General features: G+C 66.7%; 9 protein-coding genes and 3 pseudogenes. 6 read left to right on the forward strand and 6 right to left on the reverse strand.

Features of this window, described 5'->3' with window-relative positions; translation table 11 throughout:
- Positions 1–91 precede the first annotated feature (91 nt).
- Positions 92–1,216 carry a DJ-1/PfpI family protein gene (locus OV427_RS04110; RefSeq protein ID WP_267854801.1) on the reverse strand — a complete coding sequence of 375 codons (1,125 nt, stop codon included), beginning with the start codon at positions 1,214–1,216 and terminating at the stop codon, positions 92–94.
- Between the two features lie 22 nt (positions 1,217–1,238).
- The gene (locus tag OV427_RS04115; RefSeq protein WP_267854802.1) at positions 1,239–2,252 is read right to left on the reverse strand and encodes a GlxA family transcriptional regulator; all 1,014 of its coding nucleotides are present in this window, start codon (positions 2,250–2,252) and stop codon (positions 1,239–1,241) included.
- Positions 2,253–2,449: 197 nt separating this feature from the next.
- Here OV427_RS04115 and OV427_RS04120 point away from each other — a divergent pair, with 197 nt between their 5' ends.
- The 4 genes from OV427_RS04120 to OV427_RS04135 are packed head-to-tail and all read left to right on the forward strand — an operon-like array spanning position 2,450 to position 4,164.
- On the forward strand, positions 2,450–2,767 hold the full coding sequence (locus OV427_RS04120; RefSeq protein WP_267854803.1) for an ArsR/SmtB family transcription factor: 318 nt from the start codon (positions 2,450–2,452) through the stop codon (positions 2,765–2,767).
- Positions 2,754–3,317 (forward strand): SRPBCC family protein, encoded by a 564-nt coding sequence (locus tag OV427_RS04125; protein ID WP_267854804.1) that lies wholly within the window; start codon positions 2,754–2,756, stop codon positions 3,315–3,317. The genes OV427_RS04120 and OV427_RS04125 overlap by 14 nt, the downstream gene beginning before the upstream one ends.
- A 2-nt stretch (positions 3,318–3,319) precedes the next feature.
- Positions 3,320–3,703: a DoxX family protein gene (locus tag OV427_RS04130; RefSeq protein ID WP_267854805.1), complete on the forward strand. Its 384-nt coding sequence runs from the start codon at positions 3,320–3,322 to the stop codon at positions 3,701–3,703.
- Positions 3,704–3,741: 38 nt separating this feature from the next.
- Positions 3,742–4,164 (forward strand): DUF1801 domain-containing protein, encoded by a 423-nt coding sequence (locus OV427_RS04135; RefSeq protein ID WP_267854806.1) that lies wholly within the window; start codon positions 3,742–3,744, stop codon positions 4,162–4,164.
- A 27-nt stretch (positions 4,165–4,191) separates the two neighbouring features.
- Here OV427_RS04135 and OV427_RS04140 read toward each other — a convergent pair whose 3' ends face one another.
- The gene (locus OV427_RS04140) at positions 4,192–5,280 is read right to left on the reverse strand and encodes a YcjF family protein (RefSeq protein WP_267854807.1); all 1,089 of its coding nucleotides are present in this window, start codon (positions 5,278–5,280) and stop codon (positions 4,192–4,194) included.
- A gap of 484 nt (positions 5,281–5,764) precedes the next feature.
- Here OV427_RS04140 and OV427_RS04145 point away from each other — a divergent pair, with 484 nt between their 5' ends.
- Positions 5,765–6,523 (forward strand): YecA family protein, encoded by a 759-nt coding sequence (locus OV427_RS04145; protein ID WP_267854808.1) that lies wholly within the window; start codon positions 5,765–5,767, stop codon positions 6,521–6,523.
- A 226-nt stretch (positions 6,524–6,749) separates the two neighbouring features.
- Here OV427_RS04145 and OV427_RS04150 read toward each other — a convergent pair.
- The 3 pseudogenes from OV427_RS04150 to OV427_RS04165 form a co-directional block, all read right to left on the reverse strand.
- Positions 6,750–6,998 (reverse strand): annotated as a pseudogene (locus tag OV427_RS04150) (tyrosine-type recombinase/integrase); the annotation flags it as partial.
- Positions 6,999–8,409: 1,411 nt separating this feature from the next.
- Positions 8,410–9,639 (reverse strand): annotated as a pseudogene (locus OV427_RS04155) (HEAT repeat domain-containing protein); the annotation flags it as partial.
- Between the two features lie 659 nt (positions 9,640–10,298).
- Positions 10,299–11,358 (reverse strand): annotated as a pseudogene (locus OV427_RS04165) (IS5 family transposase); the annotation flags it as partial.
- Between the two features lie 110 nt (positions 11,359–11,468).
- Between OV427_RS04165 and OV427_RS04170 the strand changes: the two are divergent.
- A complete protein-coding gene (locus OV427_RS04170) occupies positions 11,469–12,965 on the forward strand; it encodes an ArnT family glycosyltransferase (protein WP_267854809.1) in 1,497 nt (498 codons plus the stop codon).
- Positions 12,966–13,005: the final 40 nt, after the last annotated feature.

A 13,005-nucleotide genomic window follows, 5' to 3' on the forward strand; every position in this document is an offset into this window, starting at 1 on the left:
AGAATCTACGGAGGGCGTAACAGGACTGGCCACCGACGTGCCGGGGAAAGTTGTCTTTCTGAACCCCCTGCGCACTCGCGTGCGTCCACTCCTACCGCAGACGTGCAGCCAGCTTCTGGAAGCGCGCGTCCTTGCGCACATGCTCCAGGTCCGGGTCGCTCAGCGCCCACGAGCCCTTGAGCCCGGCGTCGATGGCCTTCCCCAGGTACTCCAGCGCGCGGCCCGTGTCCGACTTGAGCGAATAGCCACAGGCGGCGTTGTAGAGCGCATTCACCTGGTACTGCTTCGAGGAGGAGGCACGGAGCGACGCCTCGATGGCGCCGTCATGGTCCTTCGCGGCCAGGAGCACCTGCCCCAGCCGGAGCCAGGCCGTCGCGTCGTTGGCGTCGGATGCCACCAGCTCCCGGTACGCCTTCGCCGCAGCCGGCAGGCTGTTCTCCTCCGCGAGAAGCTGCGCCTGCTGGTGGGCACGGCCCCGCTCATCGAGGCTCGGGTTGAACAACGCGTAGCCGCCAGCAAGGTGCGGCTCTGGCGTCCAGCGGTACTCCATGTAGCGCGCCGTCTGCTCGGCCACGCGCAGGCCGAGCAACCGCGCCACGACGTGCAGCGAGCCGTCGATGCCGGCGGACACGCCCGCGGTGGTGACGATGCGCCCGTTGTCGATGAAGCGGCGCCCCCGGTGGACGCGCGCCTTCGGCGCCATCCGCTGGAGCGAGTCGATGGCGTTGTTGAACGTCGTCACGTCCAGCCCGTCGAGCATCCCCGCCTTGCCCAGCACCATGGCCCCGGTGCAGACGGACAGGGCCACCTCGGCGCCCGCGGCCGTCTTCGCGAGCCACTTCGAATACGCCTCATCCTCCAGCACCACGCCGGTGTTGCCACCGGGAATGACGATGACATCCGGCACGGGCGCATCCTCGGGAGAGAAGTCCGGCGTCACCTTGACGAAGCCCTGGCTGGTCAGCGGCGCCTTCGACTTCGCGACGGTGTAGACGCGGAAGGCGGGCGCGTCGCCCTGCATGGACTGGTGCCCCGCCGCCGAGAACACCTCTCCGGGACCGGCGAAGTCGAGCAGCTCCACGCCCTCGTAGAGGACGATGGCCACGTTGCGGGTGTAGCCCGAGCGCCGGGGCGGTGACTCCGGCGCCGCCTGGGCCGGCGTGACGACGAGGAACAGCGACACCGCGAGCATGCAGCTCACCGCGAGGTGCTTCATGGTCTTCCTGCTTCCTGCCCCGCTATCGGGGCGCTGACTGGGTCCGCTGGCGCCCGGCCTTCCACCGCGCGGGACTCACGCCGTGGGCCTCCTTCCAGAGGCGGCGAAGCTGACGCGCATCCTTGAAGCCACAGTGCGTGGCGACGCTCTCCACCCGGGCCTCCGGGTCCTCCAGCAGGTTCGCCGCGACTTCCAGGCGGACGCGCTGCGAGAAGTCCTTCACGCTGATGCCGGTGGCCTGCCGGAAGGCCCGCGTCAGGTTGCGCGGGCTCATCGCGGCCAGGCTCGCCAGGCGCGGCAGCGTGGCGTGCTCGCGCGGGTTGGACACAATCCAGTCCTGCACCTTGTGGACGCCGTGGCTCAGGTGCGTGCGGTACTCGAGGAAGACGGACGACTGCCGCTGCTCTCCGTCGCGCCGGTGGTAGACGACCATTTCCCTCGCCACGCGTGCCACCACCAGCGGGCCCTGGTCCTCCTGGACCAGGGACAGCGCCATGTCGATGCCGGACGTCACGCCCGCGCTGGTGATGACGGTGCCGTCCTTCACGAAGAGCCGGTCCGCCAGCACCTTCGCCGCGGGATGGCGGCGCTGGAGCAACTCACAGAGCTTCCAGTGGGTGGCGCACTGCCGCCCGTCCAGCAGCCCCGCCTGCGCGAGGGCGAAGGAGCCCGTGCAGATGGACGCCACCCGCGCGCCCGCCGCATGGGCCTCGCGCAGCCACGCCACCGGCACCGCCGTAGCCAGCGAGTCCAGCGCGCGCGAGTCCATGCCCGGCACCAGCACCAGGTCCAGCCCGCGCGGCTCCGGCAGCGACTCCAGTCGGCCGAAGACCAGTCCCTGCGCGGAAGTCACCTCGGGCGTCGCCGCGCAGTAGCGCAGCCTGTAATCCGCGCCGAAGCCGTTGGCCTCGAAGAGCACCTGGACGGGTCCGGCCAGGTCCTGGAGGTGGACGTGTGGCAGGACGAGCACCGCGACGTGCCGGGGACGGGCGGACGCGGCGACTCCGGTGCGCCCGAGGGAACGGGTGGACGACATGCCCGGTAGCATAGTGAGGCCCAGGCCCCGGTTCCCACGCACGTTCCGGACAGAGAGCGGACATTTCAGGCCACACCCGACAGCCCCTCCTCCTCCTCAAGCCCGAATATGCCTTGACGAGAATATGAACCGCTGGTTATATACCTGTCGTGGAATCTTCATTCACCATCGTCGCGGAGCCCAACAGACGGGCGATCTTGAGCCTGCTGCTCTCGTCTGAGCGCTCCGTTGGCGAGATAGAGCGCGAGCTGCACCTGTCGCAGCCGTCCGTCTCCAAGCACCTGCGAGTGCTGCGAGACGCCGGGTTCGTGGAATCACGAATCGAAGCGCAGCGGCGCCTCTATCGGCTGAGACCGGAGCCACTCATGGAACTGGACGCATGGCTCGTGCCCTTCCGGCGCTTCTGGTCGAAGCACGTCGATGCCCTGGAGCAACACCTGGACAAGATGGAGGACGAGCCCCCTGTGAAGCCTCCTCTGACTCTGAAAGGAAAGAAGAAACATGAGCAGCCGTGAGCAATACGCACCGGGTGCCGCCTTTGGCGCTGATATCCGAAAAGAGGGTGAGACGTGGACGCTCGTGCTCGTCCGCGACCTCCGCCACCCGCCTGCCAAGGTCTGGAAGGCGATCACCGAGCCCGAGCATCTCCGCCAATGGGCTCCGTTCGATGCGGACCGGAACCTCGGTACCGTTGGCACCGCGAAGCTCTCGACGGTGGGGGCGCCCAAGCCGCTCGTCTCCGAGACCCAGGTGAAGCGGGCCGACGAGCCCAAGGTGCTCGAGCTCAGCTGGGGGGGACAGAACATGCGCTGGGAACTGGAGCCGCTGGAAGGCAGCGGCACCCGGCTCACGCTCTGGCACAACATCAACCGTGGCTTCATCTCGATGGGCGCCGCGGGCTGGCACATCTGCTTCGACGTGCTGGATGGCCTGCTCGCCGGTCAGCCCATTGGACGCATCGTCGGCGCCGAGGCCATGAAGTTCGATGGCTGGCAGCGATTGAACGCAGAGTACGCAAAGCAGTTCGGCATCGAGACCCCCGCTTTTCCCTCTCGCCCTACCTGATCATGACCCGCTCGAAAAAATTGGTTATCGGCTTCTGGCTCGTCACCGCGCTCTTCTGCCTGCAGATTGGCTTCACCGCCTACGCGCAACTGAGCCTGCCCCAGGTGGCGGAAGCGTTCACCCACCTCGGCTTCCCCGACTACTTCCGGGTGGAGCTCTCGTGGGCCAAGCTCCTCGGCGTGGCGCTGCTGCTTGCGCCGGTACCGGCGCGGCTCAAGGAGTGGGCCTATGCCGGCTTCGCCTTCAACCTCGTCTCCGCGCTCATCGCCCACCTCGCGGTGGGTGATGGCCCGGAGGCGTGGGGCTTCGCGGTGGGCACCGGCGTGCTCTGGGGGCTCTCGTACTTCTTCTGGCGCCGCCTGCAGCCCGCGCCGGCGATCGCCTGACCGCAATGAAATACAGCTGGAACTTCTAGGGTGAGAACATGAAGAAGACGGGCGCGAGCGAAGGCCAGTCGGCCTCGGAGCTCATCTCGAAAAGAATCGCCGAACTCGGGGGCTGGCGCGCGGCAACTCTCAGCAGGATGCGCAAGCTCATCAAGGAAGCAGACCCGGACGTCGTCGAGGAGTGGAAGTGGATGGGCACTCCAGTCTGGTCGCACGACGGCATCATCTGCACTGGCGAGTCCTACAAGCAGGTCGTGAAGCTGACCTTCATCAAGGGCGCGTCCCTGAACGATCCAGCCCGTCTCTTCAACTCGAGTCTCGACGGAAACGTACGCCGCGCGATCGACATCCACGAAGGAGAAGAAGTGGACGCGTCTGCCTTCAAGGCGCTCATCCGCCAGGCGATCGCCCTCAACAGCTCTGGCAAGTCCAAGTCGAAACCTTCGAAGAAGGCGAAGTAGGAAGCGGGGTGCCAGGACATCCTGGCTTCACGCCTTCTGGCGGCCGACCAGCTCTTCCTTGAAGGCCTGGGCCACCTCGTCCGCGGTGGGAAAACCGCCCGCGCGCTGCTGCATGAGGCGGGCGAGGACCGCGACGTAGGCCTCCCCGAACAGGGTGGTGAGGCTGGCGGCCACGGAGGCGGAGATGAGACCTCCCACCAGGGTGCCGGCCCCGGGTAGCAGCTTGAGCATCCCGGAGACGAGGGACTGGCCCGTGAAGGTGGCCCCCAGTCCCGTGACGGCCGAGCTCACCAGCGTGGTGAGAAACGCCTCGGTGAGGGGCAGGCCGAAGACACTGCTGATGCCCGCCAGCATCCCCACCTGGAGGGGGACGAGGAGGGCCGCATCAGCAAAAGGGAGGGGGTTGAGCCCTCCTATGGCAGCGGCGGTGGTGGCGGCGCCCAGGACGATGCCGTGGGCGCGCTTGCGCTTCTGCTCGATGCTCACACGCTGGGCGGCGGCGAAGGCGTTGCGCTGGGCCTCGGGGACCAGCTCCATGGTGATGTCCACCAACTCGGTCAGCCCGCGCGGCTGGAGCGTGTGGCCTTCGTCGTCCGTCTCCGCGAGCGCGCGCACCCGCATGACATTGTGCGCCTGGGGCAGCAGCCGTTGCACCTCGTCACGGAACCCCTGGTCGCTCCGGGCCTTGGTCACCACGGCCACCACGGGGACGTAGCGGGCGAGCATCTCGCACACCTGGATGTCACCGTCTTCCACGCGCCGGGAGTCCTCGCCGATGCACAGCCAGGCGACATGGACATGGCGGCCCGCGTCCTCATCCCGGGCGCGCGAGCGGACCAGCTCCTCGAGCTCCTTCACCGTGTCCCGGAAGCCCGCCATCTCCAGGCCCCGCGTGTCGATGAGGGTGACGGGAATGCCCTCCTTGGTGTACTCGCGCGCCTCCTGCGTGACGGGGCGACCCTGCCCCGTCTCCGCGATGCGCCCGTGGAAGATGGCGTTGATGAGCGTGCTCTTACCCACGCCGCTGCGGCCCGCGATGATGAGGGTGACCCGCCCTCGCTTGCGGAAGGCCTCCTCGATCTGCTTGCGAACCTCGTCACCGATGTTGAAGTCCATGGCACGAGTCTACGGGACGCGTGCGCCACCGGCACGGCGCACGGCCTTGCCTCCCCGGTGGCCGCTCCAGCCAGCCGACCTCAAGAGCGCTCCCCCTTCGGCCTGTACTCCTTCCGGAGCAAGGCAATGATTGACGGCCGTGGCGGGGAGCTGAACGAGGCTCCGTAGCGCCCGAAGTCGCGCGGGGGCGCCCCGGCGCGTCTAGCAGGCTGTTGAAGAAGTCTGCGCTGGAGCCCGAAGGACCGCCTCACCAAACGCTCGTGACTTCATCAGGAGCCGCCCGCAGTAGCCCCCTGTGCCAGCGTCGCTGACGCTCCGACTGCTCGCCATGGCCGGTACGGCTGCTCGGCTTGAGCCGGAATGGGTGCTCACCATCGCCGGAATACGCACTCAGCCCATCTACACCCGCCCGCCACCCTCAATCGGGCCGCCATCTGGCCTATACTTTGGACCACCTGTTCGGCATGACATGGGAGCATGATCGATGCATCACGGTGACGAGTACTTTGACGCGTTCAAACACGCGGCGCAGAAGTCGGTTGAACTCGGACTCGTCAGAGGCGTTCCCGACAGACTACCCGAGATGGGGCGTGCCATCGACGCCCTTGACCTCGTCGGGCGCATGATCAATTCGATGCTGTATGAGTCGACACAGATTAGGATCATGTGTGGCCAGATTCACGCCGAACTCTGGCGGTGGCTCCGTTCAGAAGGGGTGAACTGTCTGGTCACAGTTGGTGACGTTGAGGTCAGCGGAAAGCGTGAGTTCGGAACGACCTACGAGCGGCTGGAACTGGAATTGCGCGGCACTTTGCGGAATAGCGCCGAGCCGTACCCATTCCACGTCTGGTTGACATTTCCAGACAGCCACATCATCGACGTGACCTACTTCGTATACAAGCATCACGATCTCCTGCCCGTGCCGTGGACGTGGAGCAAGTATGTTGTGTGCTCGGATCACTCGTTCTCGCGCGGCGTGGACACGCGCTATGTTCCGTATTTGGTAGGCGATGCGACGATGGTCGAACGGATCATCTTCGACGAGCCTCTGGCACAAATCAGAAATCTCATGGAAACGCCGCAGGACCTCCTGGGCGCAATGGCTGCGCTCGGTGTTGGCGGTGAACCCGCAGCCACGCTCGGCCTTCCCAGCGAAGCAGCTCATGGGAAAGTTGGCCGCAACGAACCGTGTCCCTGCGGTAGTGGCCGGAAGTTCAAGCGATGCCACGGCTCCGGGGGCTAAGCCTGAGCCTTACCGGACTTTCCCGAAGCAGGGCGTCTGCCGCCGTCAGGCTCGAATACGCCCAGTCAGGGCCGATACCGCTCCGCCTCCTTGAAGAACTGGGTAAGCGAATACTCCAGCAGCGACTGGCAGGACTGCATGTCCCGGCGGGCGCGGAGGAACGGCAGCCAGACGCGCTTTCCCAGCCGCACCTGGGACTCTTCCATCGACAACTGACCGAGTAGTACTAGCCCAGAGCGGCGCGCGGCGGGGAGGGCCGATCCAGTTCCTGCGCCGCTCTCTCCCGTGCCTCGGGCGATCGGTGCGCGTACCTCATGGTCATTTCGATGGTCGCGTGGCCCATCAGCCCCTGAATGACCTTGAGAGCAACGCCCTGCATCGCAAGGTGGCTGCCGTAGGTGTGTCGTAGGTCGTGCCACCCGATGATGCCCTCTGCGCGGCTGATGCCCGCCATGCGCAGCGCCCGCTGGAGCGGGTGCCCACAGCCCTTTCTGTCTTGTGCTCCAGAACCTCTTCCGGCAGGGGCGGCTGGGCCTTGGCTTTCTTATGCCGGGTGGCCTCCGCGAGGTCCACCACCGTGCACTTGCATTCCGGCACTGTGCAAACGCCCTATGTCCCCGTCGCAGCAGGGGCCACCGGAGGAGACGCGGACTGCGCCTGCTCCGCCCCGCGCCGTGCCTCAAGCAGCGTGACGAACTCGTCGCTCGCAGCAGAGCTTTCTCTCCCAGGAACGACTCACGGCTGGCCAGAAAACTGGAAACCTGCTCATCCGAGAGAGGTTGCAGCAGGTACCGGTGCGCCGTAGCCGGTGGCGTCCACTCCATGCGCTGGGTGGCAATCAGGATATTGCCGTGGAAGTTGCGCTCGACGAACTGGACGATGCGGGCCCGCGTATCCGCCGTCACCTCATTGAGGCCGTCGATATAGATGTCGAGCGCGCCGCTGTAGATAATGCTCTGGAGGAAGGCGGTATCCTTGGCGTGCCCCTCCAACTTGGCCTGGATGGCCTCAAGCACCCCGTCCCTGCAGCGCTCTGCGGGCAGGAACACGGCCAATTGCTTCGACTGGCGGAGCAGGTACTTGATGAACAGCGATTTGCCGAGCCCCGAGGCACCCTCCAGGACCACCTGCCCCCGCAGTTGCGGAAGGGCCACGAGCAGACGCTCGCGCTTGGATGAGGGCGCGATGACGACCTCGAAGTCAGGGAAGTAGCTCTCCTTGGAAAAGCGCTCAAGGTCGGCGTCCGCCAGCAACTGGTGCGTAAAGGGGGCCAGCAGGCGGCGCCGAAGCAGTGGCACCCAGGTCAGCAGCAGGCCCACGTACCCGATGCCGGTGATGGTGCGCACCCAGGGATTCCAGAAGAAGAATGCCTGTACCTGTGGAGAGCGCGGGTAGAAGAAAAGGAGCATCGCCCAGAAGGCAATATGCCCTGCCCAGGTCCACAGAAACGTCTGCACCGCGTTCCACCTCTCCACGGAGTCGATGGCGCTCTGGACGTTCTCGGCGAAGATCGGATGGGCGATCTTCAAGTTGTTCTCGTGGAGTTTGAGCAACTCCAAGTCTGAATTCGCCCACCGGCGGCCGCCGAGGTTGGCCACCCGAGCAATCTGCTGCGCCAGATCTGCCTGGAGCACAGGGTACCTCTGGGTATGCGGCCAGAAGTCGGCAAAGGCGCGCAGCGTCTCGTGGGCCTCATCGGCCGTCAGCTCCGAGGGGACCTCCGCAGGGGGTCGCCCTGCGACCCACCGTAGAGTGCGCTCCACCTGGGGATCACCGCCCCCCGTGATGTGAGCACATAGCAACCACTCGCGGCGTTGCCCCGGATCTTTACCCACCATCGCCAGGATCGAAGCAACGTGCTGGGGAGCGAGAGGGGCCATAGTCACGAGGACTTCCCTAGCAGCGCGGCTCACCGACTCCTCCTTGTCCTCCAGAAGGTCGATAACCAAAGGAGCGTCCTCCATGGCAGGCCCGCCCATAAGCCCCAGCGCCTGCGCCGCTGCGCTGCGGACCTCCCTGTCCGGATCCTTCAGCAGTTCGACAAGGCGGGGGGCCTGCTCCTTGGCAGCCTTGCCCATGGCCCCCAGTGCCTGCGCCGCTGCAATACGGACCTGCGAGTCCGGGTCCTTCAGCAGCTCGACGAGGCGGGGGACCTGCTCTTTGGCGGCCTCGCCCATGCCCCCCAGCGCCCACGCCGCTGCACTACTGAGGACATTGAAGCCCGGATGCATTAGCAGCTCGACGAGGCGGGGGGCCTGTTCCTTGGCGGCCTCGCCCATGCCCCCCAGCGCCCGCGCCGCTGCCCAGGAGACATTGGAGTCCGGGTCCTTCAGCAGCTCGACAAGGCGGGGAGCCTGCTCCTTGGCAGCATTGCCGATACCCCCCAGCGCCTGCGCCGCTGCACGACGGACACGCCAGTCCGGGTCCTTCAGTAGCTCGCCGAGGCGGGGGACCTGCTCCTTGGCGGTCTCACCCATGGCTTCCAGCGCCTTCGCAGCTGCATAGGGGACGCTCCAGTCCGGGTGCTTCAGTAGCTCGACGAGGCGGGGGGCCTGCTCCTTGGGGGCCTCCCCCATGGCCCCCAGCGCCTGCGCCGCTGCAATGGAGACATTGGAGTCCGGGTCCTTCAGCAGCTCGACGAGGCGGGGGGCCTGATCCTTGGCAGCCTTGCCCATGGCCCCCAGCGCCTGCGCCGCTACTATGCGGACACGCCAGTTCGGGTCCTTCAGAAGCTCGCCGAAGCGGGGGGCCTGATCCTTGGCGGCCTTGCCCATGGCCCCCAGCGCCCGCGCCGCTTCTATGCGGACACTCCAGTTCGGGTCCTTCAGAAGCTCGACGAGACGGGGGGCCTGATCCTTGGCGGCCTCCCCCATGGCCTCCAGCGCCTGCGCCGCTGCGCTACGGATAACCCAGTTCGGGTGCTTCAGCAGTTCGACGAGGCGGGGGGCCTGAGCCTTGGCGGCCTCCCCCATGGCCTCCAGCGCCTGCACCGCTGCATATACTGTATGAGGATTCTCGTCCGGGTCCTTCAGCAGTTCGACAAAACGTGACTCGCGTATAAAGGACTGGAGCCGCTTTCGAGTTTCTGGATCGTTCTGGACCTGCTCCTTCCCAATACCCCCAGCGCCATGGCCACCACGGCATCATTTGGATCCTCCAGCGCCGCGAGCATCCCTCGAACCCTCGCTGGAGTTTCCTTGGACTGGTCCTGGAGCGGCTCGGCATGGACAACGCCACCGAGAATCACCGTGGCACAGAGCCACAACCACATTAGCTTTCGTCCGCGCAAGCGCCCCACCTTGCGAATACTACTTCGTTGGGCATTGTGGCAGAGCGCCGGACCCTAGGCGAGAGGGACAGCGCTGCATATTCCTGGAATTGGAGGAGATCTTAGTTCTCCAATTCGCGGGCACTCGCTTCGTCAGGCATTAGGAGGAACTACCCGGCGCCGTGATGACCTGATCAGCGAACAGAGCAGAGAAGGAAGAATAGAAGGGGTGTTCAGGGTTGGTCAGAATAGAGGATGGAGCGTGGCCGGCGGGAGGGCATCGCGATGTTCTCTGTTCTGCCAACGCCGAGCGCTTCCATGCTCGGCCGCCACTCCATAGCTGTTCCGCTCAATCATGCCAGTCAGAGTTGGCCCTCACCGCTGACCAGTCCGCTGACGCAGAGTGAGCCCAGGGAGACCGGGGAACTCAGGCCGCTCGCGCGCGTCAGCGGATTGGCCCTGTTGGGCCGCATGTGATCCCAGTGTGCCCCTCCAGCGGGGAATTGAAAGGTTGTAGGCAGCTCCGACGAAGTAGGCGGCAATCTGTGTCCTCTTCCGGCCTTTGAAGCGCGTCTTGCGGAAGCTGCCCACCGTCTTCATCCAGCCCCAAATCTCTTCGATTCGTTTCCGCGCCCGCTGGCTCAAGCCGTATCCCTCGGTGCCCGTGGTGCGTGCATCGATGGCCGAGCGGCGGCGACCGCTGGCGTTCTGCGCGACGTGCGGCGTGACGACCAGGTGCGGCAGTCGGCCACGAAGTCTTTCGTGTCGTAGCCCTTGTCGGCTCCCACGGTGACTCGTCGCGTGCCCGGTACCGCCTCGTGCAGCATGCCAATGGCTGCGTCGCGCTCGGCGGTGTCCGTGGCCTCCAGCAGGCTCAGGTCGACGAGCAGTCCGTGCCGGTTCTCCATCAGCCCGTTGAGCGAGTAACTCAGCTTCGCTTCCTTGCCCTCGCCCTTGCGCACCAGCTTCGCCTCCGGGTCCGTCTTCGACTCGTGCGTGGCGTTGCTTCGCTTCTGGCCATGGAAGCCCACCGTCGGGTTGCCCTTGTCGTCCGGAGGGGCCTGTCGTCCGGGTCCTCGCCCTTCGGCTGGAAGGACTTCAGGCTTGCCCATGCCTCGATGAGCGTCCCGTCCACGCTGAAGTGCTCGCTGCTCGTCAGCCCCGCCCTCTGCGCCTGGCCCACCACGGCCGAGAAGAACTGCCGGGCCACGTCGTGCTCCAACAGGCGTGTGCGATTCACCGAGAAGGTGCTGTGGTCGAACGAGGCCTCCTCGATGCCCATGCCGAGGAACCAGCGGAACAGCAGGTTGTAGTCCAACTGCTCGCAGAAGAGTCGCTCGCTGCGCACCGAGTAGAAGGCCATCAGCAGCGAAGCCTTCAGCAACTGCTCCGGGGGAATGCTGGGACGGCCCATCCGGCTGTACATCCGGTCGAACGTGGGCGACAGCTCCGACCGCGCCGCATCGGCCATGTCCTTCACTCGGCGAAGCGGATGGTTCTTTGAAACGCGCTCTCCCGGCGTCCTCAGGCGGAACATCGTCGCTTGCTGTTTGGGTGTCCCACGCATCGCGTCCTCCGATGCGCGTCTCCTCTCATGAGCAGGGCCGGGGTGTCGATCCCCCGCCCAGGGACTTTCTCAACAGCCTGCTAGAGTAGGCCTCCGGACCTGGGGGTGGCATGCACCGGCACTTCAACAGCGCGCGGCAGCTGTGGACGCGGCACCCGGTGGCACTGGGTGTCGCGGCGACGTTCGGCCTGAGCCTGCTGTTGCGCTGGCTCTACCTCCAGGCCTCGCCGGACCGGACCTGGCCCTTCTCCATCTTCTTCTACGGCGACTCGCGCTTCTTCCACTCGTACGCGGTGGACTGGGCACGGGAGAAGCCCTCGCAGGCCACCCTGCCCTACCACCCGCCCCTGTTCCCCTGGTGCCTGGGGCTGCTCTACCGCCTCATGGGCGAGCCGCAGGGCAGCGCCTACCCGTACAAGCTCGTGCTCGCGGTGCTGAACTCGGCCACGGTGGCCCTCACGTGGGCGTGGTGGCGCCGGGTGCTCGGCACCGGCTGGAGCCTCCTCGGCGCGGCCCTCTTCGCGTCCAGCTTCGGCTGGCTGGTGCTCTCCACCACGTACAGCAACGAGGTGCTCTACGCCCTCTTCCTGTCCGCCACCTGCGCGCTGATGCTGAAGCACCGCGCCGGGCCGTCGTGGGGCGGCGCCGTGCTGCTGGGCACCGTCATGGGGCTGGGCTCGCTCACCCGCGCCGAGCACCTCTACCTCTGGCCCTTCCTGCTCGCGTGGGCGTGGCTGTACCGGGGGAAGACGCCGCTGCCCGCGCTGGCGGTGCGCTGGGGCGCGGCGGTGCTCGTCAGCGCGCTCGTCCTGGCGCCGTGGGCCGTCCACAACGCGCGCGTGCTGGCGGAAATCAACGCGCGCACGCCGGAGCTGGAGCCACTGCCGGAGCTGGCCCCCGTCACCGTCTACGGCCCCATCAACTTCGCCATGGCCAACCACGCCGGGGCCTCGGGCGGCTTCACGCCGGACTCCGTCAACCGGCTCGGCCAGGACGGCAACCTGGACGTGGCCAACCCCGCGCAGCGCCACCTGCTGCTGCACGGCTACGCGCAAGGGCTGGCGTGGATGCGCGAGCACCCCGCCGACGCGGCCCGCCTGTGCGTGGCCAAGCTGGACAGGTGGCTGGACGGCCTGGGCCTGGGATTCGGCGCGTCCAACCTGCCCTCGGGGCTGAGCGGCAACCGCGCGCCCGTGGACCTCTTCGTCCCCGAGGGCGCGTGGCTGAAGTGGCCGCTGCTCCTGCTGCTCCTCGCGGGCGCCGCCCTGTCGCTCCTGCCGCCGTGGCGCACGTACGCCCTCTTCACCGCGGTGGTGCTGCACCGCGCCCTCATCACCCTCGCCTTCTTCGGCTACACGCGCGGCCTGCTCGCCATCTTCCCCGCGCTCCTCCCACTGATCCTCCTCCCGCTCGTCGCCCTCGCCTCACGCAGGCCGGCGCTGGCCCCGCGACTGCCCGCCTTCGCCGCCGCCGCGCTGCTGCTGCTGTGGGTGGAGGCCTTTGCCCTCACGCTCGGCGCGCCGCGCGGCTTCATGGCCAGCGGAAGCACCGATAGCGCGAGCGGCAAGCTCATCCAGGACGACTGGGTGCGCATCTGGCCGCGCTAGCGGCAAGAATCAGTCCGTCAATAAAAATCCATCCATACAA

It is taken from the genome of Pyxidicoccus sp. MSG2 (genome assembly GCF_026626705.1).
GTDB lineage: Bacteria > Myxococcota > Myxococcia > Myxococcales > Myxococcaceae > Myxococcus.

Bases quoted from the DNA above. Each gene is read 5' to 3' on its own strand.
- OV427_RS04140 (WP_267854807.1), bottom strand. From the start codon at position 5,280: ATGGACTTCAACATCGGTGACGAGGTTCGCAAGCAGATCGAGGAGGCC.
- OV427_RS04115 (WP_267854802.1), bottom strand. From the start codon at position 2,252: ATGTCGTCCACCCGTTCCCTCGGGCGCACCGGAGTCGCCGCGTCCGCC.
- OV427_RS04110 (WP_267854801.1), bottom strand. From the start codon at position 1,216: ATGAAGCACCTCGCGGTGAGCTGCATGCTCGCGGTGTCGCTGTTCCTC.
- OV427_RS04125 (WP_267854804.1), top strand. From the start codon at position 2,754: ATGAGCAGCCGTGAGCAATACGCACCGGGTGCCGCCTTTGGCGCTGAT.
- OV427_RS04145 (WP_267854808.1), top strand. From the start codon at position 5,765: ATGCATCACGGTGACGAGTACTTTGACGCGTTCAAACACGCGGCGCAG.
- OV427_RS04130 (WP_267854805.1), top strand. From the start codon at position 3,320: ATGACCCGCTCGAAAAAATTGGTTATCGGCTTCTGGCTCGTCACCGCG.
- OV427_RS04135 (WP_267854806.1), top strand. From the start codon at position 3,742: ATGAAGAAGACGGGCGCGAGCGAAGGCCAGTCGGCCTCGGAGCTCATC.
- OV427_RS04170 (WP_267854809.1), top strand. From the start codon at position 11,469: ATGCACCGGCACTTCAACAGCGCGCGGCAGCTGTGGACGCGGCACCCG.